Annotated in this window: 20 protein-coding genes, 1 tRNA gene and 2 riboswitches; of the genes, 10 read left to right on the top strand and 11 right to left on the bottom strand. The window is 68.0% G+C overall.

From position 1 onward, the window contains the following. The first annotated feature begins 75 nt into the window (after positions 1-75). Positions 76-1,797 (top strand): putative bifunctional diguanylate cyclase/phosphodiesterase, encoded by a 1,722-nt coding sequence (locus tag FHS98_RS15315; protein WP_167107044.1) that lies wholly within the window; start codon positions 76-78, stop codon positions 1,795-1,797. Between the two features lie 221 nt (positions 1,798-2,018). Here FHS98_RS15315 and FHS98_RS15320 read toward each other — a convergent pair whose 3' ends face one another. Both FHS98_RS15320 and lepA read right to left on the bottom strand, forming a co-directional pair. Next, complete coding sequence (locus tag FHS98_RS15320; protein WP_167107047.1) at positions 2,019-2,828, bottom strand: hypothetical protein; 810 nt, start codon at positions 2,826-2,828, stop codon at positions 2,019-2,021. A 231-nt stretch (positions 2,829-3,059) separates the two neighbouring features. After that, the gene (lepA, locus tag FHS98_RS15325) at positions 3,060-4,868 is read right to left on the bottom strand and encodes a translation elongation factor 4 (protein WP_167107050.1); all 1,809 of its coding nucleotides are present in this window, start codon (positions 4,866-4,868) and stop codon (positions 3,060-3,062) included. A 180-nt stretch (positions 4,869-5,048) separates the two neighbouring features. Here lepA and FHS98_RS15330 point away from each other — a divergent pair, with 180 nt between their 5' ends. The 3 genes from FHS98_RS15330 to FHS98_RS15340 all read left to right on the top strand — a co-directional run bounded on the left by FHS98_RS15330 (position 5,049) and on the right by FHS98_RS15340 (position 7,406). Next, the gene (locus FHS98_RS15330) at positions 5,049-5,810 is read left to right on the top strand and encodes a CsgG/HfaB family protein (RefSeq protein WP_208402301.1); all 762 of its coding nucleotides are present in this window, start codon (positions 5,049-5,051) and stop codon (positions 5,808-5,810) included. A 98-nt stretch (positions 5,811-5,908) separates the two neighbouring features. Next, entirely contained in the window at positions 5,909-7,228 is a 1,320-nt protein-coding gene (locus FHS98_RS15335) for an FAD-dependent oxidoreductase (RefSeq protein ID WP_167107053.1), read from the top strand. Between the two features lie 101 nt (positions 7,229-7,329). Then, positions 7,330-7,406 (top strand) — tRNA-Pro (locus tag FHS98_RS15340). 351 nt (positions 7,407-7,757) lie between these two features. Here the strand turns inward: FHS98_RS15340 and FHS98_RS15345 are convergent. From FHS98_RS15345 to FHS98_RS15365, 5 genes are all read right to left on the bottom strand, one after another. Next, the gene (locus tag FHS98_RS15345) at positions 7,758-9,866 is read right to left on the bottom strand and encodes a S9 family peptidase (protein WP_167107056.1); all 2,109 of its coding nucleotides are present in this window, start codon (positions 9,864-9,866) and stop codon (positions 7,758-7,760) included. A 91-nt stretch (positions 9,867-9,957) separates the two neighbouring features. Next, entirely contained in the window at positions 9,958-10,563 is a 606-nt protein-coding gene (cobO, locus tag FHS98_RS15350) for a cob(I)yrinic acid a,c-diamide adenosyltransferase (RefSeq protein ID WP_167107317.1), read from the bottom strand. Next, positions 10,563-14,288: a cobaltochelatase subunit CobN gene (cobN, locus tag FHS98_RS15355; RefSeq protein WP_167107059.1), complete on the bottom strand. Its 3,726-nt coding sequence runs from the start codon at positions 14,286-14,288 to the stop codon at positions 10,563-10,565. The genes cobO and cobN overlap by 1 nt, the downstream gene beginning before the upstream one ends. Further along, positions 14,288-15,322: a cobalamin biosynthesis protein CobW gene (cobW, locus tag FHS98_RS15360; protein ID WP_167107062.1), complete on the bottom strand. Its 1,035-nt coding sequence runs from the start codon at positions 15,320-15,322 to the stop codon at positions 14,288-14,290. The genes cobN and cobW overlap by 1 nt, the downstream gene beginning before the upstream one ends. A gap of 200 nt (positions 15,323-15,522) precedes the next feature. Further along, a riboswitch (cobalamin riboswitch) is annotated at positions 15,523-15,763 on the bottom strand. A gap of 60 nt (positions 15,764-15,823) precedes the next feature. Next, a complete protein-coding gene (locus FHS98_RS15365) occupies positions 15,824-16,384 on the bottom strand; it encodes a histidine phosphatase family protein (protein WP_167107065.1) in 561 nt (186 codons plus the stop codon). Positions 16,385-16,397: 13 nt separating this feature from the next. Next, a riboswitch (cobalamin riboswitch) is annotated at positions 16,398-16,548 on the top strand. A 34-nt stretch (positions 16,549-16,582) separates the two neighbouring features. Between FHS98_RS15365 and FHS98_RS15370 the strand changes: the two genes are divergently transcribed. The 3 genes from FHS98_RS15370 to FHS98_RS15380 all read left to right on the top strand — a co-directional run bounded on the left by FHS98_RS15370 (position 16,583) and on the right by FHS98_RS15380 (position 19,140). Beyond that, positions 16,583-16,810, top strand: a complete 228-nt coding sequence (locus tag FHS98_RS15370; RefSeq protein ID WP_167107069.1) for a CbtB domain-containing protein — start codon at positions 16,583-16,585, stop codon at positions 16,808-16,810. 9 nt (positions 16,811-16,819) lie between these two features. After that, positions 16,820-17,554 carry a CbtA family protein gene (locus FHS98_RS15375; protein WP_167107072.1) on the top strand — a complete coding sequence of 245 codons (735 nt, stop codon included), beginning with the start codon at positions 16,820-16,822 and terminating at the stop codon, positions 17,552-17,554. A 170-nt stretch (positions 17,555-17,724) separates the two neighbouring features. After that, entirely contained in the window at positions 17,725-19,140 is a 1,416-nt protein-coding gene (locus FHS98_RS15380) for an amino acid permease (RefSeq protein WP_167107075.1), read from the top strand. Positions 19,141-19,180: 40 nt separating this feature from the next. Here FHS98_RS15380 and FHS98_RS18695 read toward each other — a convergent pair whose 3' ends face one another. Further along, positions 19,181-20,029 (bottom strand): hypothetical protein, encoded by an 849-nt coding sequence (locus FHS98_RS18695; RefSeq protein ID WP_208402302.1) that lies wholly within the window; start codon positions 20,027-20,029, stop codon positions 19,181-19,183. 190 nt (positions 20,030-20,219) lie between these two features. Between FHS98_RS18695 and FHS98_RS15390 the strand changes: the two genes are divergently transcribed. After that, a complete protein-coding gene (locus FHS98_RS15390; protein ID WP_243848049.1) occupies positions 20,220-20,555 on the top strand; it encodes a hypothetical protein in 336 nt (111 codons plus the stop codon). A gap of 2 nt (positions 20,556-20,557) precedes the next feature. Here FHS98_RS15390 and FHS98_RS15395 read toward each other — a convergent pair whose 3' ends face one another. The 3 genes from FHS98_RS15395 to FHS98_RS15405 all read right to left on the bottom strand — a co-directional run bounded on the left by FHS98_RS15395 (position 20,558) and on the right by FHS98_RS15405 (position 24,219). After that, positions 20,558-20,893, bottom strand: coding sequence for a PilZ domain-containing protein (locus FHS98_RS15395; protein WP_167107078.1), 336 nt, complete (start codon positions 20,891-20,893; stop codon positions 20,558-20,560). Positions 20,894-21,049: 156 nt separating this feature from the next. Beyond that, positions 21,050-21,460: a flagellar basal body protein gene (locus tag FHS98_RS15400; RefSeq protein ID WP_167107081.1), complete on the bottom strand. Its 411-nt coding sequence runs from the start codon at positions 21,458-21,460 to the stop codon at positions 21,050-21,052. A gap of 44 nt (positions 21,461-21,504) precedes the next feature. Beyond that, on the bottom strand, positions 21,505-24,219 hold the full coding sequence (locus FHS98_RS15405) for a hypothetical protein (protein ID WP_167107084.1): 2,715 nt from the start codon (positions 24,217-24,219) through the stop codon (positions 21,505-21,507). Between the two features lie 98 nt (positions 24,220-24,317). Between FHS98_RS15405 and fliG the strand changes: the two genes are divergently transcribed. Both fliG and FHS98_RS15415 read left to right on the top strand, forming a co-directional pair. Further along, a complete protein-coding gene (gene fliG / locus FHS98_RS15410; RefSeq protein WP_167107087.1) occupies positions 24,318-25,352 on the top strand; it encodes a flagellar motor switch protein FliG in 1,035 nt (344 codons plus the stop codon). Between the two features lie 49 nt (positions 25,353-25,401). Further along, complete coding sequence (locus tag FHS98_RS15415; RefSeq protein WP_167107091.1) at positions 25,402-26,067, top strand: FliH/SctL family protein; 666 nt, start codon at positions 25,402-25,404, stop codon at positions 26,065-26,067. The last annotated feature ends 44 nt before the right edge of the window (positions 26,068-26,111 follow it).

Raw genomic sequence — 26,111 nt, forward strand, 5'->3', positions numbered from 1 at the left:
TAGGATTGCCGTTCGCGGGCGGGTTGCGATGTCGGTTCTGGGACGCACGGAATGATCTTGGCGCACGCCATACCGATGACGCTTGCGGTCGCGATCGCCTTCGCCTTCGCGGCGGCGGTATTGTTCTTCTACAACGCCCGCGTGCTGGCGGGGCTGAAGCGCGACGCGCGCTCAATCCTCGGCGGGCTTTCCGACGGCATCGTGATCGTCTCGGAAAAGCCCGGCCGCGCCTATTGCAACGAGGCCGCCGAGACGATGCTCGGCCTCGCGCCCGAACCGGACATGCCGCCCGGCTATCACGCCATCACGGGCCACCCCCTGCTCGCCGAGCTCTGCGCGACAGCGACGGAGGCGCGGCGCGGCGACGCGCTGCCGCCGGTCGAGCTGGTCGATGCCGGCGGGCGCTTCCGAAGCTGGCGTCAGTCGCTGATCCACGCGCAGGTCGGCGGCACGACGGTGGTGGGCCTCGTCCTTCAGGACCGGACCGAGATCCACACCCTCTCCCATTTGCTCGAGGAAAGCCGGAGGCGCGACCCGCTGACCGGCCTCGCCACGCCCGAGATGCTGCACGATCGCACCGCGCAGGCGATCGAGGCCTCCGCCCGCACGCGCCTGGGCGTCGCGCTGCTGGTGGTCGAGGTGGACCAGTTCGACGCCATCTTCGAGGAACGCGGCTGGGCGGCGGCGTCCGAGCTGCTGATCCAGGCGGCGATGCAGGTGTCCGTCTCGGTCCGCGCGATGGACCTGATGGCGCGCGTCGGCCAGAGCCGTTTCGCGATCGTGCTCACCGCGCTCGGCGACTCCGTGTCGCTGGCGGCCGCGGTCGATCGCTATCTCGCCGCGATGCGCTTCCTGTTCACCAGCGAATCCGGCGGTCGCGTGCCGATCACCGGCAGCATCGGCGTGGCGCGCGCCGGGATCGACGGATCGACCTCGCTGCGCCTGCTCGAACGTGCCACCAGCGCCGCGCTGCGCGCCCGCGCCGAAGGCGGCGATCGCATCCGCTTCCATGATGCCGACGCCGATGCCGGCCCCGCGCCCGAGGAGGAGAGCCTCGTCGCCGAGATCCGGCAGGGGCTGGAACACCACCAGTTCACCATGCGCTATCAGCCGATCGTGTCGCTCAAGACGCGGCGGCCGGTCGGCTATGAGGCGCTGCTGCGCTGGCGCCACCCGATCCGCGGCGAGGTGTCGCCGGGCGAGTTCATCCCGGTGGCCGAGCGTTCCGGGCTGATCCACGAACTGGGCGACTTCGCGCTCCGGCGCGCCTGCCTCGACGCCGGGCGCTGGCCGCCGGCGATCCAGGTGTCGATCAACATGTCGGTGGTGGAGCTGATGGAAAGCTCCGCCCCGCGCCGGATCGTGGCGGCGCTGGCGGCGGCGGAGCTGGCCCCGCATCGCATCCGCATCGAGATCACCGAGACGGCGCGCATCGCCGATCTCGGCCGGCTGCGCCATGTCGTCGACGAGATCCGCGCACTGGGCGTGACGGTGGCGCTCGACGATTTCGGGACAGGGCATTCGAGCCTCACCCACCTCCAGTCGCTGTCGTTCGACAGCCTGAAGATCGACCACCGCTTCGTCCGCGACATCGCGACGCCGCGCACCGCGTCGATGATACGGATGCTGGTGACCTATGCGCGCCAGATCGGCGTGATGGTGGTGGCCGAGGGCGTGGAGACGGAGGAACAGGCCACGCTCCTCGCCCAGATGGGCTGCACCCACGCGCAGGGCTGGCTGTTCGGCCGCCCGATGCTGGCGGAAGATGTGACGGGCTGGGCTACGGTGGCGGGGTGAGCGACGAGTGTGATGGCTAGCAGCAGACGCCTGCCTCCGCCCATCCGCCTCCCTTACATCGCCACCCCGCCCCGATCGTCACCCCGGACTTGATCCGGGGTCCATTCCCGCAGCGCCAGAAGGTCAAACGAAGCGCGAATGGATTCCCGCCTTCGCGGGAATGACGGGGATTGGTGGCGAACGGTCTGGCGGGTTTCGGGCGCGCTCCTTTGGGAAGCCGTTTATCGCTTCACGGGTGGCGATACGGTTGCTGACGCTCCCACGAACAGGCGGCCATCAAAACCATTCGCGGTGCTGACGTACCGAGACCACAAGGTCGAACCTCCGCCATATGTCGGAAGTTTATAGGGACCGCCTAAGCCCCACCCCGTTCCGCCCTTGGATTCGAAATGGATGGAAATCACTTGGTCCTTGGGCAACCTGTCGGCGGCGGGATCGATCATATCGGGCGGAAGGATATTCCGAGGATCGGGCACGAGCTTTTTAGTCGCATGAAGGCTCCCCATCAGAGCGACCACCAACCGCCCATTCTTGGAGATCAGCCTCAACTCGTCTGCGATCCCGGCCTCCCACGCGTTCTGATCCCCCGCAGTGGGGGGAATGCAGCCAGCAACTTCGACGTCCCGACCGGCGAGGCGAAGACGTCGTAGCAATCTCATGAATTGGAACATGGCTTGGCTGGATCGCCCGTCCGTCGAACCCCTATCCCATATCGGCAAGGTCAGAAGGAACTTATCCGCGTCGTCACGCGGATCGGAAATATAGGACGAAAAGGCCCCGGAATCGGAGACCGGCCAATCGACCACCACAGTAATAGGTCTGCTTCTGCTCAGCGCACAAACGATGTTTCCGAACTCGCCGACAAACTCGTTCGTCCCATAACGCTGGCCGAAAATGAGATATTTTGCTTCAGCGTCAATGTCACCGGAACTGAACCCGGGGACCGAAGCACAGCCCTCAACGTCCTTCTGATGCAGTCGCGCTTCAACCAATATCGCCTGCTGTGGCGAAGGGCTCGGAACGACCATCATCGTGCATACCCCAAAGCCAGTCACCGTGGCGGAGCGCCTAACGGATAGTCGGTAGCACCGATATGATTGACGGAAAACGGAAACCCAGCCTTCTCGCCACCATGTCTGGAGGGGAACCCGCCGCGGGCAAAGCCCGCGTCGTCGGTCGGGTCTGTGACCCGCCGGCCGGCCTTCGGCTGATCCTCGTCTAACTCGGGGATTGCGCTGCAATCCCCTCCTTAGTCTCGGGCCTCAGGCGTCATCCCCCATCCTGAGCGCCGCGATGAAGGCTTCCTGCGGGATCTGCACCGAACCATATTCGCGCATCCGCTTCTTGCCTTCCTTCTGCTTGTCGAGAAGCTTGCGCTTGCGGCTGATGTCGCCGCCATAGCACTTGGCCGTCACGTCCTTGCGCATCGCCGCGATCGTCTCGCGGGCGATCACTTTGCCGCCGATCGCCGCCTGGATCGGAATCTTGAACAGGTGCCTCGGGATCAGATCCTTCAGCCGCTCGCACATGCCGCGACCCCGCACCTCGGCGGTGCCGCGATGGACGATCATCGACAGCGCGTCGACCGGCTCGTTGTTGACGAGGATGCCCATCTTCACGAGATCGCCCTCGCGATAGCCGATCTGGTGATAATCGAAGCTCGCATAGCCGCGCGAGATCGACTTCAGGCGATCGTAGAAGTCGAACACCACTTCGTTGAGCGGCAGCTCATATTTGAGCTGCGCACGGCCGCCGACATAGGTGAGATCCTTCTGGATGCCGCGCCGATCCTGACAGAGCTTGAGGATGGAGCCCAGATATTCGTCGGGCACATAGATGGTCGCCTCGATCCACGGCTCCTCGATCATCTCGATGCGGTTGGGATCGGGCATGTCGGCCGGGTTGTGCAGCTCGATGGTCTGCGCGTCCTCGGTCTTCGAATGGCTGAGGTGGATCTTGTAGACCACCGACGGCGCCGTGGTGATGAGATCCAGATCATATTCGCGCATCAGCCGCTCCTGGATGATCTCCAGGTGCAGAAGGCCGAGGAAACCGCAGCGGAAGCCGAAGCCGAGCGCGGCGGACGTCTCCATCTCGAAGCTGAACGAGGCGTCGTTGAGGCGCAGCTTCGAGATGCTCTCGCGCAGCTTCTCGAAGTCGTTGGCGTCGACCGGGAACAGGCCGCAGAACACCACCGGCTGCACTTCCTTGAAGCCGGGCAGCGGCTCGGCGGCGGGGCGCTTGGCATCGGTGATGGTGTCGCCGACGCGGGTCTCGGTGATTTCCTTGATCTGCGCGGTGATGAAGCCGATCTCGCCCGGCCCGAGGTCGACAAGCTGCTCGATCTTCGGGCGGAAGCAGCCGACGCGGTCCACGAGGTGCGTGGTGCCGGCATTCATGAACTTGATCTGCTGGCCCTTCTTCAGCGAGCCGTCGATCACGCGCACGAGGATGACGACGCCCAGATAGGGATCGTACCAGCTATCGACCAGCATCGCCTTGAGCGGCGCGTCGGCATCGCCCTTGGGCGCCGGGATGCGCGCGACGATGGCGTCGAGAATCTCGTCGATGCCGATGCCGGACTTGGCCGACGCCAGCACCGCATCGTCGGCGGGCAGGCCGATGATGTCCTCGATCTCGGCCTTCACCTTCTCGGGCTCGGCGGCGGGGAGGTCGATCTTGTTGATGACGGGCACGATCTCATGGTCATGCTCGATCGACTGATAGACGTTGGCGAGCGTCTGCGCCTCGACGCCCTGCGCCGCGTCCACCACGAGCAGCGCGCCCTCACAGGCGGCCAGCGACCGGCTCACCTCATAGGCGAAGTCGACGTGGCCCGGCGTGTCCATCAGGTTGAGGACATAGCCCTTGTAATCGAGGCGCACGGTCTGCGCCTTGATGGTGATGCCGCGCTCCTTCTCGATATCCATATTGTCGAGCACCTGCGCCGTCATCTCGCGATCGGAGAGGCCGCCGGTGCGCTGGATCAATCGATCCGCCAGCGTCGACTTGCCATGGTCGATATGGGCGATGATCGAGAAATTGCGGATACGGTCGAGCGGAGTGGCCACGGTGAAGAAAAGTCCTCGGGAAGGTTCGCGCTGCCCGATAGCACCAGACGCGCCAGACCCCAAGCCAAGGCTTTATGCCGGCCCTGCGCTGCGCTATCCTCGGCGGCGGAGCCGCCCGCGTCCGTAGCTTTGCAATCCCTCGCAACGCGGCAACGGCGGTCGACAGGGGAGATTTTCGTCATGACTATCCGTATTCTCGCCGCTTTTTCGGCCATGGCGGCGCTTGTCGCCACGCCGGTGACCGCCGCCGCCCCCTCCTCCGGCCGTCAGGCGCAGGCCCGCGGCACGCAGGAGATCCCGCATTGCACGCGCAACCTCGGCACGGTCGCGATCGTCGAGCCGGACACCCAGTGGTGGCGCGAATATAATCTCGGCAGCCCCGAGGCGATCCTGAAGGTGTTCATCGCGCAATCCGGCTGCTTCACCATGGTGAACCGCGGCCGTGCGATGATGAACCGCAACATGGAGCGCGCCATGGCCGACAATGGCGAGCTTCAGGGCGGCTCGAACCTCGGCAAGGGCCAGGTGAAGGCGGCGGACTATTTCCTCCAGCCCGACATCGTCAGCGGCAACAACCATTCGGGCGGCAACGCCGTCGGCGGCGCGCTGGGCGGCCTGATCGGCCATGGCTTCGGCGGCGTGCTGGGCGGCATCAGCATCAACAAGAAGGAAGCGAACGTCACGCTGAGCCTCGTCAACGCCCGCACCACCGAAGAGCAGGCGATGACCGAAGGCTATTACCGCAAGTCCGACCTGAGCTTCGGCGGCGGCGCCGGCGGCGGCTGGTGGGGCGGCTTCGCGGCGGCCGGCGGCGGCGGCTATCAGGATACCGCCATCGGCCAGGTGATCGTGCTCGCCTATCTCGACGCCTACACCAAGCTGGTGACCCAGATGGGCGGCCTGCCCGCCAACGCCGCGGCGGCGGCTCCGGTCGCCCGCTAAGCGCTCCGTCGAACGCGGGGCGCGCATCGACACGCGCCCCGCGCTTGCGCCGATCTTCCAACCGGTTAGCATGACGATCCCAACAGGGGAGGATCTACATGCGCCATGTCGCGGTGATCGGATCGGGGCCGGCCGGCTTCTACACGGCCGAGGCCTGCCTCAGAACTTTCGGAAACGACGTCCGGGTCGACCTGATCGACCGCCTTCCCGTGCCCTATGGGCTGATCCGATCCGGCGTCGCGCCAGACCATCAGTCGATCAAGGCCGTCACCCACCGCTATGAGGGCGTCGCCGCCGCGCAGCCCGTGCGCTTCTTCGGCAATGTCATGGTCGGCCGGGACGTCTCGATCGGGGAACTCCACGATCTCTACGACGCGGTGGTGATCGCGACGGGCGCGCCCGCCGACCGGCCGCTCTCCATCCCCGGCGCGGACCTGTCCGGCGTGATCGGATCGGCGGCTTTCGTCGGCTGGTATAACGGCCATCCCGACCATGCCGACCTCGCGCCCCCGCTCGACGGCGAAACGGTCGCGGTGATCGGCAACGGCAATGTCGCGCTCGACGTGGCGCGCATCCTCGCCAAGACGCCGGAGGAGTTCGAGGGATCGGACATCGCCCGCCACGCGCTCGGCCCGCTGGCGAACGCCCGGACGCGCCGCGTGGAGATTCTCGGCCGGCGCGGCCCCCACCAGATCGCGATGACACCCAAGGAGCTGGGCGAGCTGGACCATCTCTCCCGCGCGGCGCCCCATGTAGCCCTGGCCGACCTGCCGCCCCCCGCCGACGATGCCGCGCTGGAGCCGGGCCAGCGCAAGTCGGTGACGCTACTGCGCGGATTCGCGGGCGAAAGCGTCGGCGACAAACCCGTGGTCATCGACTTCCGATTCTTCACCGCGCCCGTCGCGATTCTCGGCGAGGGCCGGGTCGAGGCGATCCGCGTCGAGCATACCCGGCTGGACGCCGAGGGCCATGCCGCCGGCACCGGCGAGACGGAGGATATCCCCTGCTCGATGGTGGTGAGCTGCATCGGCTATCGCAGCATCACCATCGCCGGGCTCGACTATGACGAGGGGCTAGGGCGCTTCACCAACGAGAATGGCCGTATCGGCGGCGCGGGCTCGGGGCTCTACTGCGCGGGTTGGGCGCGGCGCGGGCCGACGGGCACGATCGGCACGAATCGCCCCGACGGCTTCCAGATCGCCGAGGAAATCGCCGCCGACCTGCCGGTGCCGGCGGGCAAGGCCGGCGGGGACGGCCTCACCACATTGCTCGCCGCACGGGGGGTGGAAGCGGTGAGTTTCGCCGACTGGCGGCGCATCGAAGCCGCCGAGAACGCCCGCGCTCGGGGCGCCGCGCCACGGGAGAAGTTCGTCCGGCTGGCCGAAATGATCGAGGCCAGCCACAATATGCAAGATTGATGAAAAGAGGTGCTTGCCCCATCCGAAAGCCGCCCCTATAGGACGCCTCGCTCAGCAACGCCGGTCGGCTCCCGAGCTTCGAAAAACGACCGGTGCTCCGTCGGGGAGTAGCTCAGCCTGGTAGAGCACTGTCTTCGGGAGGCAGGGGCCGGAGGTTCGAATCCTCTCTCCCCGACCACTTTCTGCTTCGGCAAAAGGTTGAGAAGCGCGCGGATTTAGCCTGAAGGCCCCGCGAGACTGCTCTCTACAAGTATCGCCGGCGATGTGGATGGGAGCGGCTATGGAGTGGCCGGATTCCCCCGTCCGCGCCGGGCTAAACACCGGTCATCTGTCGACCTCGTCATAGGAAAGCTGGGTTCCCACCGCGCCGCCAGGCCCAATGAGGCGGCTGCTTCCAGTCGTGCTGCGGCTCGCAGAAGAACTGCACAAGCTGGACTTGCCACCCGCCTGTCCGACGTGCGACGGAACCTCACTTCAACGAACGCACGATCCGCCTCGATTTCGGCATCTCGCTCCAGAGCACGGAGGATCAGGGCCGCAGCTTTTTCTCCAGGAAAAGGGCGGTCGCCCGATCGGCCCGGAGCCAGCTATCGTAGCGCAGGAATCCGTGGATCTCGTTGGGGATCACCATCTCCTCGAAGGGAACGCCCGCCTGGGTCAGCCTCCGGGCGAGGTCCACCGTCTGGTCGAACCGCACATTGCGATCGTCATCGCCCTGGATCAGCAACACCGGCGAGCGCCAGTGGGCGATCTGCGCATCGGGGGAGGCCTCGAAGGCGGTCTTCATCAATTGCTTCCAATCGCCCTTCTCGTAGCGCTCGACGGGGTGCCCCGCTTCCTCGCCGATATCGAGCGACCAGTCGTGGACGCCGTGGAAATCCACGCCCGCCTTGAACACATCCGAATTGCGCGAGAGCGCCATGCCGGTCAGATAGCCGCCATAGGAGCCGCCCCAGATGCCGATGCGATCGGGATCGACCCCGGCCTGCGCCTGAAGCCAGCGCGCGCCGGCCAGCACGTCCTGATATTCCGAACCGCCGGTCGGCCCCCAATGATCGGGCTGCTCGAAGGCCCGGCCATATCCCACGCCCAGCCGATAGTTGATCGAGAGGACGACGAAGCCCCGGCTCGCGAGATATTGGTTCACGGCGTAGGCGTTCGAATAATAGTCCATATAATGCCAGCCGAGCAGCATCTGGCGCGGCGGGCCGCCATGGACGAAGATCAGCGCCGGATGCTTCGCGCCCCCGCCGGCCGGCTCGAAGAGCTGGCCCTGGATGATGAAGCCGCCGGGCGCCGCGAAGCTCACCGGCTTCGGGATCACCAGCGATCGCGCGGGATAATCCGGCACGGCGACATGCACCGGCCGCAAGGCCTTGCCATCCGCAAGCGCCACCGCCGGCGGATGCTGCGCGTCAGCGGCGACCAGCGCGACGCCTCGCCCGGCCGCGACCGGCGACCATTGCAGACCCGTGCCCGATGTCAGTTCCCGCGGCGCCCCCTCCGCGATGCCGACCGAGAAGATGTGCCGGCGGTCGTCGTCCCCCTTCGCCGGGCCGGTGTTGGCGGCGTAATAGAGCGTCCTGAGATCGCGGCTTGCCGAGACATGCTCGACCATGAAGCCGCCCGGCGTGAGCAGACGCGGCGCTCCGCCGGCCGTCGGCAGGGCGTAGAGATGCTCCCAGCCATCCAGCGTCGCGATCATCGCCAGCCTGTCGTCCGCCATCCAGCGCAGGCCGAGCCCGTCGCCATTCTGCGGATAGGAGCCGTCGAGCGTGACCGGGCTCGCCCAGACGCGCCGGCCCTCGCCCGTCGTCGCGTCCGCCGTCCAGATCGAGAAAGGCTGCGGATGGAACTGGAGCAGGGGCTCGGGGGCGCCGCCCTGGCCGGGCTGGCGGCTGAAGGCGATGCGCTGCCCGTCCGGCGACCAGACGGGATCGTCGTCCCGCCCGGTCGAGGGGGCGAGATAGACGAGCGGGTGCGCCTTGTCGGTGAAGACGGTGACGAAGCTATGGTCGCCCCGCCCCGACAGGAACGCCAGACGGTTGCCGTCCGGCGACCAGAGCGGCGTGCGATCCTTCCCCCGATCGAACAGCAGCCGCTCCGGCTTGGCGGACCCGTCGAGCGGCATCGACCAGATCTGGTCGTCCTTCACGAAGGCGACCATCCCCTTCGCCGAGACCGTCGGCTGATCGCCCTCCGCAAGGAGGCGGGGCTCTCCGCCATCGAAGGGCGCGGCCCAGATGCCGACCTTGGGCTGCACCGGCGAATTGGCGGGATCGGGCGCGAGATTGCCCTCCGCCGGCCAATTGGCGTCGTGGCTGCCGCCCAGCACATAGACGATCGTGCCGCCATCCCGGGAGAAGCGGAGATGCGTGATCTCCTGCCCGTCATCCTGCGTATAGCGGGTGACCTGATGCGGCCGGAAATCCGGGCCGGCCGCCGCCCAGACGTTCCGCACGCCACGCACCGTCTCCACCCAGGCGATGCGGTCGACATGCTCGGCGGCGGTGAGTTCGCCCACGAAGGAATAGCCGAGGATATCGGCGAGGCCGGGCGTGGAGGCGGTCGCCGGGCTCGCAGCCGAACCCCCGATCAACGCCGTTGCGCCAAGGAAAGCGAGCCAGGAACGCTTCAAGCCACACCCCCGCTTGTTGGCCGGACCTATGCGCGCAGTCTTGCCGCGCACCCGCGGGCGGTCAAGTTGCGATGATATATCCGCCAGCCCCCTAGAACTCGATGCCGGCCTGCGCCTTCACGCCCGAGCGGAACGGGTGCTTCACCAGCACCATCTCGGTGACGAGATCGGCGGCCTCCACCAGCGCTTCCGGCGCATTGCGGCCGGTGACGATGACATGCTTCATCTCAGGTCTGGCGGTGAGCACTGCCAGCACCTCGTCGAGCGGCAGATAGTCGTAACGCAGCACGATGTTGAGCTCGTCCGCCAGCACCATGTCATAGGCTGGATCGGCGACCATCCGCTTCACCTCGTCCCACGCCGTGCGCGCCACCGCGATGTCGCGGGCGCGGTCCTGCGTGTCCCAGGTGAAGCCCTCGCCCATCGGCTTGAACTCGACATGATCGGGGAAGGCATCGAACACCGCCTTCTCGCCGGTGGTCATCGCGCCCTTCACGAACTGCACGACGCCCACCTTCTTGCCATGCCCGATCGCGCGCACCACCATGCCGAGCGCGGCGGTGGTCTTGCCCTTGCCCTTGCCGGTGTGGACGATGAGGAGCCCCTTCTCGATCATCTTGTTGGCGACGATCCTGTCGTGCGCGGCCTGCTTCTTCTTCATCTTCTCGGCATGTTCGGCCTCGGTCCGCTCGATCATCATACGTCTCCCTGAAGCTCGGCGAGCATCATGCCCGCGCTGTTGGATCTGGGTTTCCAGAGGCCCCGATCGAGCGCCTCCGCCAGTCGCGCTGCCGTCTCGCGCAGCGCCGCCGGATTGGCCTCCGCCATGAAGGCGCGCACCGCCTCGTCCTCGATGAAGGCGGCGTGGACGGCATCGAAATGATGGTCCTTCACCGCGTGCGTGGTGGCGGCGAAGGCGAAGAGATAGTCGACCGAGGCCGCGATCTCGAACGCGCCCTTATAGCCATGGCGCATCACGCCCGCGATCCACTTGGGGTTGGTGACGCGGGCGCGAACGATGCGGCCGATCTCGTCGGCCAGCGTGCGGACGACGGGGCGTTCGGGGCGGCTGTGATCGTTGTGATAGGAGAGCGGCGCGCGGCCGGAGAGATGCTCGATCGCCGCCGCGATGCCGCCCTCGAACTGGTAATAATCGTCGCTGTCGAGCAGGTCGTGCTCGCGATTATCCTGATTCTGGACGACCGCGTCGGCTTCCGCGAGGCGCGTGGCGAACAGGTCGCGCTCGGCATCGCCCTCGACGCCCGCGCCATACGCATAGCCGCCCCAGTCGAGATAGACGTTCGCGAGGTCCGCCCGGCTGTGCCAGAGCCGCTCGTCGATCATCGCCTGAAGGCCGGCGCCATAAGCCCCCGGCTTCGATCCGAACACGCGCGCGCCGGCGCGGCGGGCGGCTGCCTGCGGATCGGCTCCATCCTCGATCAGCGTAGCCATCTCCGCACGATGGCGAGCTACGGCGGGGTTGTCGGCTTCGGGCTCGTCGAGCGCCATGACGGCGCGGACGGCGCTGTCGATCAGGTCGATCTGCTCGGGGAAGGCGTCGCGGAAGAAGCCCGAGACGCGGAAGGTCACATCCACGCGCGGGCGGCCGAGTTCGGCCAAGCTCATCAGCTCGAAGCCGACCACCCGGCCCGATGTCCACTCCCAGCGCGGCCGCGCGCCCATCAGCGCCAGCGCCTGCGCGATATCGTCGCCGCCGGTGCGCATATTGGCCGTCCCCCATGCGGAGAGCGCCATCGCGCGCGGATATTCGCCCTCGCGCTGGAGATAGTCCTCGACCAGCAACTGCGCCGAGCGGAAGCCCAAGTCCCACGCCACCGCGGTCGGCACGGCGCGGGTATCGACCGAGTAGAAGTTGCGCCCGGTCGGCAGCACGTCCGGCCGCCCGCGCGTCGGCGCGCCCGAGGGGCCAGGCATCACGAAGCGCCCGTCGAGCGCGGTGAGCAGCGCCGCCTTCTCCGCCTCGCCACACGCATCGACGCGGGGGGCGAGGATGGTGTCAATCGTGGCGAGGACGGCAACGCTCTGCGGCCCGATATCCTCGCGCGCGCCCTCGACCAGCGCGGCGGCGAGCAGTTCCAGCCGCTCGACCGTATCGCCGGCAGTCCGCCACGGGTCCGTCGATAGCCCGGCGAGGCGCTCCGGCCGCACCCCGTCCCAGCGCCCCCCCATCACACAATCGAGCGGATCGAAGCCCAGCTCCAGATCGTCCGCGAGCGCGCGCAGCAGCGAGCCCTGCCCCGCCGCCTCATAGCCCCGAGGCGTCCGCGCGAGCGCCACCAGCAGATCGCGCCGCTGCCTCCCCTCAGGCGAGCGGGTGAAGATGTGCAGACCGTCGCGGATCTGCATCTCCTTCAGTTCGCAGAGATAATTGTCGATCGCCGCCAGCGCGTCCTCGCCATCGCCGCTCGCCCCTGCGTCGCGATCGAGGCCGATGCCCTGCGCCAGATCGAGGATGTCGCGCTTCAGCCGCTCCAGACGGCGCGGGTCCATGCCGGCGGCGAGATAATATTCGTCCACCAAGGCTTCGAGCTGCTTCAGCGGCCCATAGCTTTCGGCGCGGGTGAGCGGCGGGGTGAGATGGTCGAGGATGGTCGCGGCGATGCGGCGCTTGGCCTGCGTGCCCTCGCCCGGATCGTTGACGATGAAGGGATAGATTTGCGGCAACGGCCCGGCGCAAATCTCGGGGAAGCAGTCTTCCGACAGCGACACCGCCTTGCCCGGCAGCCACTCCAGATTGCCATGCTTGCCGACATGGACGACCGCCTGCGCTCCGAACCCGCGCGCCAGCCAGAGATGGAAAGCGAGATAGGCGTGCGGCGGCGGCAGCGCCGGATCATGATAGCTCGCCTTGGGATCGACGTTATACCCGCGCGCCGGCTGCACCGCGATGGCGAGATGGCCGAAGCGGTGGATGGCAAGCCGGAAGGCGCCGTCGCGGACGAAGGGATCGTCCTCGGGATCGCCCCAGCGCTCGGTCACGGCGATGCGCGCCACCTCGGGGAGCGCGGCGAAGGCGCTACGGTAATCGGTGAGCGACAGGGCGATCTCGCCCGGCCGGTCCATCGAGGAGAGGTCGTTGGTGACGCCACCCGTCATCCATCGCATCAGCGCCGCGCCATCGTCGGGCGCATCGCCAGTCGCATAGCCCGCCTCACGCAGCGCGGTGATGATCGCGGCGGTGCTGGCGGGTGTATCGAGACCGACGCCATTGCCGATCCGGCCGTCGCGATTGGGATAGTTGGCCAGCACCAGCGCGATGCGGCGTTCGGCGGGAGGCGTCCGACGCAGCTTCGCCCAGTTGGCGGCAAGATCGGCCACGAACGCGACCCGATCCGGCACGATCTTCGGCGCGACGATGCCGCATTCAGTCAGCGCGTCGAAGCGTTCGGCCGCCTTGAACGCCACCGCGCGGGTGAAGAGGCGGCCGTCCACCTCGGGGAGCGCGACGTTCATCGCAAGGTCGCGCGGGCCGAGGCCTCGGGCGGAGCGCTCCCAGCTTTCCTGATCGACCCCGGCGAGGATGATCTGGAGGATCGGGCAGTCGGCGCGCTCCAGCACGCTCGGCGTCCGCGTCTCGCCCGGCGAGGAGGCCGCGAAGGAGGTGGCGTTGAGGATCACATCGGGCGTGACCTCGCCAAGCAGCCCGTCCAGCCAGTCCCGCGCGAAGGGCTCGCGCAACGCCCGGACGTGGACGGCCAGCACGTTCAGCCCCCGCGCCTCCAGCCCGGTGAGCATCGCGTCGACCGCTTCCAGCGTCCCGGCCAGCAGCAATGCCTTGTAGAAGATAAGCAGCGCCACCGGCCGCCCCTCGACCCAGCGCGCCTGCGCGTCAGCCAGCGTCGGCCGCTCGATGCCCGGCACATGGAGGCCCGCATCCGCCACCGGCACCGGATCGTCAGGCGTACCGCTCTCCCGCCCGATCAGCCGCGCGGCGGTGCGCAGGAAGCCGAGCGCGTTGGCGGCACCGCCCTGCCGCAGATAGTCGCGCAGCTTCTCGCAGGTTTCGGGCGGGAGGGTGGAGGCGCGTTGCAGCGCCGGGTCGGGCTCCTGCCCCTCGGCGATGGCGGCGAAGGCGATGCCCTTGGCGCGCGCCACGCTGGCGATCTCGTCGACGCCATAGGGCCAGTAGGACTTGCCGCCGAGCAGCACGACGCACACGAACCGGGCGTGCGCGATCACCTTCTCGACATAGAGATCGACCGAATAAGGATGCTTCAACTGGAGCAGATTGGCGAGGCGGACGCTGGGGCCGCCCTCCCCCAGCATCGCCGCCGCGCGGGCGAAGCAGGCGAGTTCGCTGTCCGCCACGGTGAGGATCACGATATCGCCCGGCGACTGGGCGAGATCGATCGCCTCCTCGCCGTTCGAGACCGTCCCCGGCGTGGCGGACAGCAGATGCATCAGCCGACCGCCCGCACCAGCGCGGCCTCGATAGCGGTCTGATCGAGCCCCTTCTGGCCGATCACGACAAGCTGCGTGCGGCGCGCCTCTTCGGGCAACCACGCCCGGTCGAAATGATGCTGGATGCGCGGGCCGACCGCCTGCACGAGCAGCCGCGCCGGCTTGCCCTCGACCGCGACGAAGCCCTTCACGCGCAGGATGTCGTGCGCCTCGATCGCTTCCCCGATCGCGCCGAGCAGAGGCGCCGCATCCGCCACCGCGCCGCCTGTCACGACGAAGCTGTCGAAGTCGTCATGGTCATGCTCCGCCTCGCTGTCGTGGTGCGAGGGGCGGGCGTCGAGATCGTCCTCGGCCGCCGCCGTCAGGCCGAGCAGCACGGCGACGTCCACGGCGCCATGGCTCGCGCGGACGATGCGAACGCCGCTGCGCGTCTCTCCGTCGATGTCGCGCTCGACGCCCGCCAGCGTGTCGGCATCGACCAGATCGGCCTTGTTGAGCACCACGAGGTCGGCGCAGGCGAGCTGGTCCTCGTAGAGTTCCTCCAGCGGGCTGTCATGATCGAGCGAGGGATCGGCCGCGCGCGCCAGTGCCAGCGCCGCCTCGTCGGTGGCGAAGCGACCGGCCGCCACTGCATCGGCATCGATCAGCGCGACCACGCCATCAACGGTCGCCCGTGCGCGGATGTCGGGCCATTGGAACGCCTTCACCAGCGGCTTGGGGAGCGCGAGGCCGGACGTCTCGATGATGATGTGCTCGGGCGGGCTGGGCCGATCGAGCAGCTTCTGCATGGTCGGCAGGAAATCGTCGGCGACGGTGCAGCAGATGCAGCCGTTCGCCAGCTCGACGATATCGCCCTCGGGGCAGGCTTCGTCGTTGCAGCCCTTCACCAGCTCGCCATCGACGCCAACGTCGCCGAATTCGTTGATGACAAGCGCGAGGCGGCGGCCCTGCGCGTTCTGGAGCAGGTGGCGGATCAGCGTCGTCTTGCCGGCACCGAGGAAGCCGGTGATGACGGTCGTGGGAACCTTGGCCAAATTGGCTCTCCTCAGAGGATGTGGGACGCGCGCGAGCAAGGGCCGCCGCACGGAAGCGGGCGGGCCGGGGGCGTCAGGTGCTGGAATCGATGCATCATCCCTCCTCGCGTCACGACGGACGGTGGAGGCTCCAAGGCCTCCGCCGCATGGTCGTCGCTCAGACGGACGGGTCCGTGCCTTGGCCATCCCCTGGGCCAGGCATGAGCGACCAGACGCCGGCAGGTCTCCTGGCTCGCGGGTCATCACGTCGATGCATGGCCTTCCCGGGCCTCGCAGGATTTAGCGTCCGGCCCAGTGGCTGCCCCTCGTGATGCCCGAGGAGCGATATGCATCGCGCTCACCGCTTACAGTTGCAGGGACAGCCTCGGAGTCGGAGGCGAAGCCCCCTCACCGCGTTCCCTATTAAGCCCCTTTCGAGGCACCGGCGCGATCTTTGCCCGCTTCGTCACCGAAGGCGGACGGCCGAAGCGCTAGGCCCCGGACGGTCGTTTGGCAAGCGGCTCAGTCGGCGCGGATCTGCTGAAGCCGCCAGCCGCGATGGAAGGAAAGTGTGGCGAGCGACAATGGCGCCACATCGAACCGCATCACCGCCGCGCCGGGCAGATCGAGCGCCTCGGCCAGCACGGCGCGGATCGTCATCGCATGGCTGATCGCAAGAACGGCCTCGCCCCTTTCCGCCATCTCCGCCAACCAGGGGCGAACGCGCCCCCGCACCTCGTCCAGCGACTCGCCGCCGGGAACGCCAGCCTGGGGATCGCGCATCCAGCGGCCAAGCGCCACGGCATCCTCCCCATGCAGCCCGGCGAGCGCCCGCCCGGCCCAGGCGCCGAAATCCGCATCCGCCAGCCTCGGCTCGGCGATCGCCCCGATCCCCAGCGCCTCCGCAGTTCCGGCCGCCGCCTGCGCGGGGCTTCTCAAGACCAGCGCCGGGGTTCGCCCGATCCGGCGCGCCCTCGCCTTTGCCAGCCCGCCTCCATCCAGCGGCTCGTCCGGCGCCGGGAAGCCCCCCGTCCGCGCCATCGCGGTGCCCACGCAACACAGCAGGCTCAGATGAGTCGCCAACACCGCCTCCGCATATCGTTTGACGCTGCCCGGCCTTCGCACCTAAGCAGGGGCGAACGATCCCGGACGGGAAGCCGGTGCAAATCCGGCACGGTCGCGCCACTGTTATCGGCAACGCTTCGGCGCTGTCGAGAGTCAGACCTCGACCGGGATCATCTCTTCGATTCCGGGACGCGATATCCCGCAAGGAGTTCTGCCATGGCCGCCACCGCCGCCTTTCTCGACGATCCGTTCCTCCCGGTGGGCGATGCCGCCGCGATCCCGCTCAAGGATATCCTGCCCTGGGCGGTGTTCGGGCTGCTGATCGCGATGCTGGCGCTCTATTTCGTCAGCACCGAGCAGGGCGCCGTCTCCCTGTTCGACGGCAAGGCGGTGCATGAGTTCGTGCATGACGGCCGCCATCTGCTCGGCTTTCCCTGCCACTAGGGGCGGCGCATGACCAAGGATATGCTGTGGCGGGGGATGCTGGCCGGCATCCTCGCGGCGCTGCTCGCCACCCTGTTCGCACGCGCCGTGGCGGAGCCGCAGGTGGACCATGCGATCGCCTTCGAAGCCTCCCACGAGGCGCAGGAGCACGCCCACCACGATCGTCATGGCCATGACGAGGACGAGGGCGAAATCGTCTCCCGCGCGACGCAGAAGGGGCTCGGCCTCTTCACCGCGATGACGCTCTATGGCGCGGCGATCGGGGGCATCTTCTCGCAGCTCTTCGCTTATGCCTATGGCCGCCTCGCGCGGGTCGGCCCGCGGACGCTGGCGGCGATGCTGGCGATGCTGGCCTTCCTGGTGATCGCGGTGGTGCCGGCGCTCAAATATCCGCCCAATCCGCCCGCCGTCGGCCAGCCCGACACCATCCAGATCCGCACCGCCGCCTATTTCGCGATGCTGGTCGCTTCGGTGGTGGCGACCATCGTGGCGTTCCGGGTGAAGGCGATGCTGGCGGAGCGGCTCGGCGGCTTCGACGCCGTGCTGGCGGGCATCGCGGCCTTTATCGCGGTGATCCTGATCGCCGGGGCGTTGCTGCCCGGTTTCGACGAGGTGCCGGCCGATTTTCCCGCCGCCCTGCTCTGGCGGTTCCGGGTGTCGGCGCTGGGAATACAGGCGCTGCTGTGGGCGACGATCGGGCTGAGCTTCGGCCTGATGGCGGAGCGGCGCCTCCGCCGCGCCTGAGGACGGCCCCGCCACGCGCGGCACATCGCGATCAGCCATCCCGGCCGCAGCCTCCGGGGCTGGAGCGGGCGGCCGCCGGATTTCCGGTTGCGTCTCCGGTTGCCGAGGGGCGAGCCTCTGCCTACAGGCGCACGCATCCTTGAGCCGCCAATCCGGGGGGAGCCGAACCGATGACCAAGCCGAGCGCGCTGAAGACGATTCTGCGCTGCAAGCCCGTGGTCGACTTCCTTGCCGGCGAGGAAGAGGACGGGCGCACCCTCGCGCGCAGCATCGGGCTTTTCCAGCTCACCATGCTGGGCGTCGGCGCGACGATCGGGACGGGCATCTTCGTGGCGCTGACGACGGCGGTGCCCGAGGCGGGGCCGGCCGTCACCCTCTCCTTCGTCATCGCCGGGATCACCGCCGCGCTGACCGCGCTCTGCTATGCTGAGCTGGCCTCCTGCGTGCCCGCGGCGGGCTCCTCCTATTCCTATGCCTATGCGACGCTGGGCGAGCTGGCGGCCTTCCTGATCGGCGCCTGCCTGCTGCTCGAATATGGCGTGTCGGCTTCCGCCATCGCGGTCGGCTGGGGGCAATATCTGAACGAGCTGCTGCTGGTCGTCACCGGCTGGCGCCTGCCCGAGGCCATCGCCGATCCGCCGGGCAGGGGCGGGATCGTCAACCTCCCCGCCGTCATCCTCGTGCTGATGTGCCTCGTGCTGCTGCTGCGCGGCGCGCGGGAATCCTCGACAGCGAACGCGATCCTGGTGGTCGCCAAGCTCGCCGTGCTGGCGTTGTTCGTCGTCATCGCGCTGGCGCATTTCTCGATCGCCAACTTCCACCCCTTCGCGCCGATGGGCATGATCGGGATCGGATCGGCGGCCTCGTCGATCTTCTTCTCCTACATCGGCATCGACGCCGTCTCGACCGCCGCCGAGGAGGTGAAGAACCCGCGCCGCACCCTGCCGCTGGCGATCGTGCTGTCGCTGCTGATCGTGACGGGGGCCTATATCCTCGTCGCCCTCGCGGCGGTGGGGGCGCAGCGCTGGACCGTGTTCGCGGGGCAGGAGGCGGGGCTCGCCGTGATCCTCCACAACCTCACCGGCGCGGCATGGCCGGCGGTGGTGCTGTCGCTCGGCGCCATCGCGTCGATCTTCAGCGTCACATTGGTGGTGCTGTTCGGGCAGACGCGCATCCTCTACGCGATGAGCCGCGACGGGCTGCTCCCCGCCTTCTTCAGCAAGATCGATCCGGTGAGCCATGTGCCGAGGCAGAACACCTGGGTGGTCGCGGTCGGTGCGGCGCTACTGGCGGCGCTGGTGCCATTGGACGTGCTGGTCAACCTCACCAGCATGGGCACGCTGATCGCCTTCGCGGCGGTGTCGGCGGGCGTCATCATCCTGCGGCGCACCAACCCGGATCTGTCGCGCGGCTATCATGTGCCGCTCTATCCGGCGCTGCCGGTGCTGAGCGTGCTGTTCTGCCTCTACCTGATCGCAGGTCTTCCGGCGGACACCTATCTGCTGTTCGCGGCCTGGATCGGCGCGGCCGGCCTGATCTATTTCGGCTATTCGATGCGGCGGTCCGCGCTGGCGGACGCCCGCTGAGCGAACCCCGGCCCGTCACGCGACGGGCCGGGGAACGGCCTCACCAGCGGCGATAGGGGCCGTGGCGGTAATAGCCGCGCGGCCGGCCATAATAGCCGTAGCGGCCGTAATGGCCATAATACCAGACATGGTAGGGATAGGGCCGATAGACCCACGCGCCGCCATAATAGACCCACGGGCGATACCAGCCCGGCGCCGCATAGACATAGGGCTGGCCGCCATAGCCGCCATAAGCGAAGCCCGGCGCACCGCGGCGGACGACGAAGCCCGGCGGGCAGCCGGGGCTGGTCGCATTGCTGCCCGCGCTGTCCGCCACCACCGCGCCGCCGGCCGCGCCGACCACCGCACCGGCGAGCGCGCCGCCGCCATGACCGCCAAAGCCCGATCCGATGATCGCGCCGAGCGCGCCGCCGATCAGCGCGCCGGTGCCGGCATCGCCATGCGCCTTGACGCAATTGTCCCGCGCCCATTGCTCGGCATAAGCGGAGTAGCGCTGGTCCTGATCGCGCTGGGCGGCGTCGGCGGGGCCGGGTTGATAGCCGGGCGGCGGGGGCGGCGGACGGGTGCCGTCATAGCCCGGCGGAGCGGCCGGAGGCGGCGCATAACCCTGCGGCGGCGCCTGGTTATAGCCGCCGGCCGGAGGCGGCGCGCCCCGATCGTAGCCCGGAGGCGGGCTTCCCTGATCGTAGCCGGGGGGCGGCCCCTGATCGTCATAGCCCTGATCGTAGCCACCCTGGGCCGGCGGGGGCTCCTGATCGTAGCCCTGATCGTAACCGCCGGAGGGCGGCGGAGCGCTCTGGGCCAAAGCGCCGGCGGCCGCGAAGGGCGCCACCGCCATGGAAAGCCCGGTGGCCGCGAACAGGCTATTCTTCACGAAGCGAGGCAGCATAAGGGTGTTCCTGCAATGAGATGGCACCAGGAAAGCGTATCGCGGCTGAACGGCGACTGAGCGACATGTTCATGGTGGAGAACGGTGCGAAAGTCGCAAGCCTCTTCGTGCCACATCCCGTTCATTGTGCCGCCAGACTTCGCAGGCCTATAAGGGAGGCATGACCTGCCCGACGCGCCCTCGCTTCCGCATGGCCCCGATCGCATTCGCGTTCGCCGGGCTTCTCGGCCTCGCGCCGGCCGCGGCATGGGCACAGACGGCGGAGCCCGCCGACCCCTACACGCTTCGCCTGAGCGACGAGCAGAAGGCCGATCTGCTGAGTCACAACACCGAGGACAGCGTCGACGCGGCGCGCGCCGGGCTGGAAGGCTCGGGCCAGCCGGGGCGTCAGATCCATGGGGAGGTCGGCGCGATGATCGGCACCCACGGCACGCGCGGCATCTATGGCACGGCGGCGATTCCGCTCGGCGACAATGCCGGGGCGGTCGTGTCGTTCGAGAGCAGCCGGTTCGGCTATCGGCGCTGAGGCTAGAGACCTTCGCGATCGCACGCCGTCGCGGACGCGCACATGCTCGTGAAGGTCTTCTGGCTGGGCGGCTGATCGAACCGGCAGCCGACACGCCCCTTCTCGCTCCACACGACCCGGCCGTCCAGCGCCGGCCAGCCCGCGACTTCGAGGCGGAAGGTCTGCCCGGACGCATAATCGCCCGGCACATGCAGACGCGCCCCATGTCGCGAGAAGTTGACGAGCGAAGCGTGCAGGACTTCGCCCTGCTCGATAATCAGATCGGCCGGAATATCGATGCTGTGCCGGCTTTCAAAATGCCCGACACTGAAGCGGCTGCGCGAAGTATCGTATCTCATCTCAATGCCAGTCTGTATCGGTGAGACGTAAAACACCCCCGAAATATAGGACCGCAGACGTTTCCAAGACGTTACTACTCCCATGGGGCGGATGGGCCTGGAACGGTCATTTCAACTATCCCTTTCGGAATAGAATATCAACGTGGTCCGCATCCCCTACTGATGACCGATCGCCGCCTGGATCAGCGCCATCTGCTTGCGATAGAGGTTGGTCATCGTCGTGAAGTCGGTCTGCGTCTCACCCATCTTGAGAAGCTGATCCTCCAGCGTGACGTTATTGCCGTCCGGCTTGGTCTCGCTCACGTCGCTGTCGGCGACGATGCGGTTGATCGAGGTGGGCGGCACGCCCAGCGCGACCATCCCGCTCGTCACCTGCACCTGCGGGCGCGCCACATGCGGAACGCCGCCCGTCGCCAGCAGCGAGGAGAAATCGGGCGCCTCGACCTCCTGCGCCTTGAAGCCGGGCGTCTCGCTGTTGGCGATGTTCTGGGCGATGACGCGTTGCCGCTCGGAAAGCTGCTTCATCGACTGGACGATGCTGCCGAGCAGCGGGGATGTGGTCTGCATGACGACTCTCTCGGGCGTTGCGGTTGCGGGAGGAACGGCGCGTCTCAGAGCAGGCCCAAGCCCGACACCGGCTGGGACAGCCGATCGAGCGCCGCCTGATAGGAAGCGATCTGCGCCTGCTGATAGGCCGAGCCGCTGCCGACCTGGCCATTCACCTGCGCCGCCTTCGCATCGTCCCAATAGAGCGAGCGATAGGCCGTCTGCGTCAGCGAGATGGCCGAGTTGATGGCATCCAGCGCCGCCTTCGCGTCGTTGACGCTGCCGATGCCGAGCGCGGTGCTGAGCGAGAGGCCATAGCTGCCGCCCGGCTTCACCAGCGGATCCTTGGCGCCGCGTGGCGCGTCGGAATGCAGGCGGGTCGGCTCCAGCCCCAGCTTCGCCAGCGCGTCGGTGCCCTCGGGGCCGGCCATCAGGCTGAGCGTGTGGCCTTGCGCCACCTGGATCTGGAGCTGCCCTCCGCCGGCGGCGTCGTTATTGCTTTCATCGTCGTCGTCATCCGTGTCCCTGTGGATGGTGACGGAGATGTTGTCGCCACCGGCAAGCTTGATCTTGCGCTGGAGGCTGGTGAGCGTCTCCCCTTCGGCGATCGTGATCTTGTGGACCGCGCCGCCGTCGAGCTGAAAGGAGAAGCTGTCGCCGGCGTTGAGCCCGACCTGCGTCGAGAGCGAGGTCGAGACGTCGTCGTTGAGCACGCCCTGCCGCAGGCCCAGCGCGCCGAGGATGTTGGAGCCGCCCTTGTCCACCGAGACGTGGACGGCATCGGACACGCCGGCGCCGCCACCGAACTGCGAGAGGCTGGCCACCGCGCCGGTCGCGCCGTCGACATGGCCGACGAAGCCGTCCACCTTGCCGCGCAGCGTGCCGTTGAGATTGCTGGTGGTGCGCCCGCCGACGTAGATGTCGCTGCCCATGAAGGAGACGCTGTCGATCTGATCGTCCCCCGCGCCGCCGATATAGGTGGTGCTCGCGCCGGACAGGTCGGCGGCCAGCCGCGTGACGAAGCCGTCCCGGCCATTGGCGGCGTTGTAGGAGGGATTGTCCGGCAGCGCCGAGGAGGTGGCGCCCACCACCGCGATGCTGCCGTCCGCCGCCACCGCGATGGCCCGCGCGTCCGCCGCGCCGAGGCTCACCTGCCCCAGTTCGCTGTCGAGATCCTGCCCGTCCAGCTTGTGGACCATCGCCTGCCCGCTCTCGCGGGTGAGCGCGAGGAGGTTGCCCGAGCCGTCCACCGCGAAGGCGGTGACGCCGTCCACGCCCGCGCCGTCGATCGTGCGCTGCTGGATGATCTTCCCGCTGGCGTCCATGTGCGCGACATAGGCGCCGCCGCCGCCCGTCCCCGCCGACTTGCCGCCGAGATAGATCGAGCCGTCGGGCGCCACCGCCACCGCGGTCGCGTAATCGTCGCCGCTCGATGGCACGGAGGTCGCGAACTGCTTTTCGCCATTGGCGCTGAACTTGGCGACCAGCATGTCAGAGGTGGTGCCGAGGCCGCCATCGAACGGTCCGGTGACGGAGCCCGCCACCACCACGTCGCCCTGTGGCGTCAGGCTCACCGCCGTGCCCTGCGCATCGCCCTGCACGCCGAGCTTCTGTTGCCAGACGATCGTGCCCTGGCTGTCCACCTTGGTGAGGAACAGGTCGTCGCCGCCATTGGCGATGTGCGATCCCATGTCCCCCGTGGTGGTGCCGACGACATAGGTATAGCCGTCCTTGCTCGTCACCGTGGACTGGGCGACGAGGCTGGCCGGGATCGATGCGGCGGGCTTGGTATCGGAACCATCGCCGGTCGCCGTGGCGGACGTGTCGGTGTCGGTCTTGGTCGCGCCCGGCTGGGTGGCGCTGACATTGCCGATGAGCTGGCCGATCAGCCCGCTGGCGCTATCGTCATAATGATAGATCTGCGCGCCGATCGGCGTGTCATACTGCGTCTGGCTGCCGACCACGACGAGCGAATCCTGCGCGCCGACCTGATCGAGCGAGACCTGCGTGCCGTCCGACGCCATCGACAGGCCATATTTGCCGCTGCTCTTCGTCACCGAGAATGTGACGTCGAACCCGCCGACCGAGGCGATCGCGTCGTTGAACGCCTTGGCGACGTCGTCGAGCGTCGGCGGCTGATTGGCGATCGTCGAGAGATCGACGTTCACGCTGCCCTTCTGGCTGCCCTTGGCGAGGTTGATGGTCAGCACCTCGTTGCCGGTGATGCCCGGCACGGGCAGCGAATGGTCGTCGAGCACGCCCTTGCCGATCGTCGTGCCGATGTCGGTGGTCGCCTGGAGCGGCGTGCTTTTGACGCTGGTCGACGGATCGCCGAACGCGATGTTGAGCAGGTCGGACGGCACCTTGGCGAGGAAGCCCTCCAGATCGGAAAGGCCCTTGGCGAAGGTCTTCTGGAGATTGGCGCGCTGCGTGGGCGACATGTCGGGCTGAGACGCGGCGTCGGCGAGGATGCGCAGGCGGTCCAGCGCCTTGTAGGTGACGAAGGTGCCCTCGACGTCGTTCGACCCGGCGGCCTCGTCCGGGTTCATCTGGTCGATGATCGTGGCCATCGCGCGGATGGCGCCGACCTGCGCGGATTCGGGCGTGGAGGATGCCGGCGCCTGCCAGGGCGGCGTGGTGTCCGGCGTGGTGAACAGCAGCCGCGCGGCGCGCGCGGCCGCGCTTTCCACCGTCGGCGTGGTGATGCCCAGGCTCGACAGGTCCGTCGTCCCGGTCAGGATGCTGAGCCCGATCACACTGCCGGAAATGTTCGTGGTCAATTTCGCCTCCCTCGGCCGCGCGAACCCGAGCCTCTCCTATAAGATAGACGGAAGACCGCCGGATCGGGCCGGGTAACCGAGATTTTTGGGGATAGCGGATGAACATGCTGGCGACGGTCGCCGAACCTGCCGAACTCAAGAAATATACCGGTCTCCAGCGCGCGGCCGCGCTGATGCTGGCGCTCGGGCAGGAGCATGGCGGACCGATCTGGGAGCAGCTCTCCACCGAGGAGATCAAGGAGCTGTCCTCCTGCATCGCCCAGCTCGGCCGCATCCCGGCGGCGGTGGTGGAGCATCTGCTCGTCCAGTTCTCGGGCGAGGTCTCCAGCATGAGTTCGCTGCACGGATCGTTCGAGACGACCGAGCGCCTGCTCGAAGGCATATTGCCGCCCGACCGTGTGCGCGAGATCATGGAGGATATCCGCGGCCCCTCCGGCCGGACGATGTGGGACAAGCTCTCCAACGTCAGCGAGTCCGTCCTCGCCTCCTATCTTAAGAACGAATATCCGCAGACGGTGGCGGTGATCCTCCACAAGCTGCGCTCCGACCATGCCGCGCGCGTGCTCTCCGAGCTGCCCAAGGAGCTGTCCACCGACGTCGTGATGCGGATGCTGCGCATGGACACGGTGCAGAAGGACGTGATCCAGGAGGTGGAGCAGACGCTGCGCACCGAATTCATGACCAACCTCGCCCGCTCGCAGCGGCGCGACCCGCACGAGGCCATGGCCGAGATCTTCAACGCGCTCGATCGCTCGTCGGAGGAGACGATGCTCTCCGCGCTCGACGAACGCGCGCCGGAATCGGCCGAGCGCATCCGCGCGCTGATGTTCACCTTCGAGGATCTCGGCAAGCTGCTGCCCGCCGCGATCCAGACCGTGGTGCGCAACAGCAACAAGCGCGAGCTGGCGCTGGCGCTGAAGGGCGCGCCCGAGGAGATGCGCCAGCTCTTCCTCAACGCGATGACCGACCGCGCCGCCAAGCTGATGCGCGAGGACATGGTGGCGATGGGGCCGGTCCGCGCCCGCGATTGCGAGGAAGCGCAGGCCAGCCTCGTCCGCCTCGCCAAGTCGCTGGGGGATCGGGGCGAGATCGTGCTGGTCGATCCCAAGAGCGACGACGCGATGATCTATTGATGGCCGGCGTGCCGCGCACGTCCGGCCCGCCAGCAGAAGGAAGCCGGTGATGGAGGCCGCCATCCACGTTAAGCCGTTCGGATTCGACCGGGTGTTCCACATGACCGGGGGCGAGGCCCCGGCGTTCGACGCCCGTTCCCTCAACGACCGGATCGACGCGCTCCACGCGAAGATCGAGGCGATGGAGGACACGCATCGGGAGGAGCTGGCCATCGCCGGCGCCGACGCCTTCGCGCGCGGTCTGGAGCAGGCGCGGCAGGAGCGCGACACAGCCCTGCTCGCCGCCGCCGACGCGCTCCACGCCGCGATCGAGCAGATCGACGCGCGGCTGGCCGAGACCGCCGACGGCATCGCGAAGGACGCCGCCGAGGCCGCCCTCGCCGCCGCCGACATGCTCGCCGGCCATGCGGTCGCCGCGGCGCCGGTGCGTGCGATCGCCGAGGCGCTGGACCGCGTGCTGCGTCAGGTGGCGCGGGGCACGCGGCTCGGCATCCGCGTACACCCCACGCTGGCGGGCGCGGTGGAGCGGATGATGGAGCCCAAGGGCAGCGAGCGTCGCCGCGTCTCGCTCACCGTCCTTCCCGACGAAACCCTCCCCGAAGGCGATGCCGCGATTTTCTGGGATGAGGGCGGACTGGCCATCGACGCCGCCGCGCGCCGGGAAGCCGTCATCGCCGAAATGCAGCCGCTTTTGCGCGAAAAGCCTGCGATCTAAAAGAATTTCTCCCGGCAAGATTTGCCTATGCGAGTCATCCTATA

Source organism: Sphingomonas oligoaromativorans, from assembly GCF_011762195.1.
GTDB classification, from domain to species: Bacteria; Pseudomonadota; Alphaproteobacteria; order Sphingomonadales; family Sphingomonadaceae; genus Solisphingomonas; species Solisphingomonas oligoaromativorans.

Coding starts and splice junctions, on each gene's coding strand:
- cobO (WP_167107317.1), bottom strand. CDS start 10,563: ATGATCGAGCGGACCGAGGCCGAACATGCCGAGAAGATGAAGAAGAAG.
- FHS98_RS15395 (WP_167107078.1), bottom strand. CDS start 20,893: ATGAGATACGATACTTCGCGCAGCCGCTTCAGTGTCGGGCATTTTGAA.
- FHS98_RS15315 (WP_167107044.1), top strand. CDS start 76: ATGACGCTTGCGGTCGCGATCGCCTTCGCCTTCGCGGCGGCGGTATTG.
- cobN (WP_167107059.1), bottom strand. CDS start 14,288: ATGCATCTGCTGTCCGCCACGCCGGGGACGGTCTCGAACGGCGAGGAG.
- FHS98_RS15390 (WP_243848049.1), top strand. CDS start 20,220: ATGGCCCCGATCGCATTCGCGTTCGCCGGGCTTCTCGGCCTCGCGCCG.
- FHS98_RS15400 (WP_167107081.1), bottom strand. CDS start 21,460: ATGCAGACCACATCCCCGCTGCTCGGCAGCATCGTCCAGTCGATGAAG.
- FHS98_RS15320 (WP_167107047.1), bottom strand. CDS start 2,828: ATGATGGTCGTTCCGAGCCCTTCGCCACAGCAGGCGATATTGGTTGAA.
- fliG (WP_167107087.1), top strand. CDS start 24,318: ATGAACATGCTGGCGACGGTCGCCGAACCTGCCGAACTCAAGAAATAT.
- FHS98_RS18695 (WP_208402302.1), bottom strand. CDS start 20,029: ATGCTGCCTCGCTTCGTGAAGAATAGCCTGTTCGCGGCCACCGGGCTT.
- FHS98_RS15370 (WP_167107069.1), top strand. CDS start 16,583: ATGGCCGCCACCGCCGCCTTTCTCGACGATCCGTTCCTCCCGGTGGGC.
- FHS98_RS15330 (WP_208402301.1), top strand. CDS start 5,049: ATGACTATCCGTATTCTCGCCGCTTTTTCGGCCATGGCGGCGCTTGTC.
- FHS98_RS15375 (WP_167107072.1), top strand. CDS start 16,820: ATGACCAAGGATATGCTGTGGCGGGGGATGCTGGCCGGCATCCTCGCG.
- FHS98_RS15415 (WP_167107091.1), top strand. CDS start 25,402: ATGGAGGCCGCCATCCACGTTAAGCCGTTCGGATTCGACCGGGTGTTC.
- FHS98_RS15380 (WP_167107075.1), top strand. CDS start 17,725: ATGACCAAGCCGAGCGCGCTGAAGACGATTCTGCGCTGCAAGCCCGTG.
- FHS98_RS15335 (WP_167107053.1), top strand. CDS start 5,909: ATGCGCCATGTCGCGGTGATCGGATCGGGGCCGGCCGGCTTCTACACG.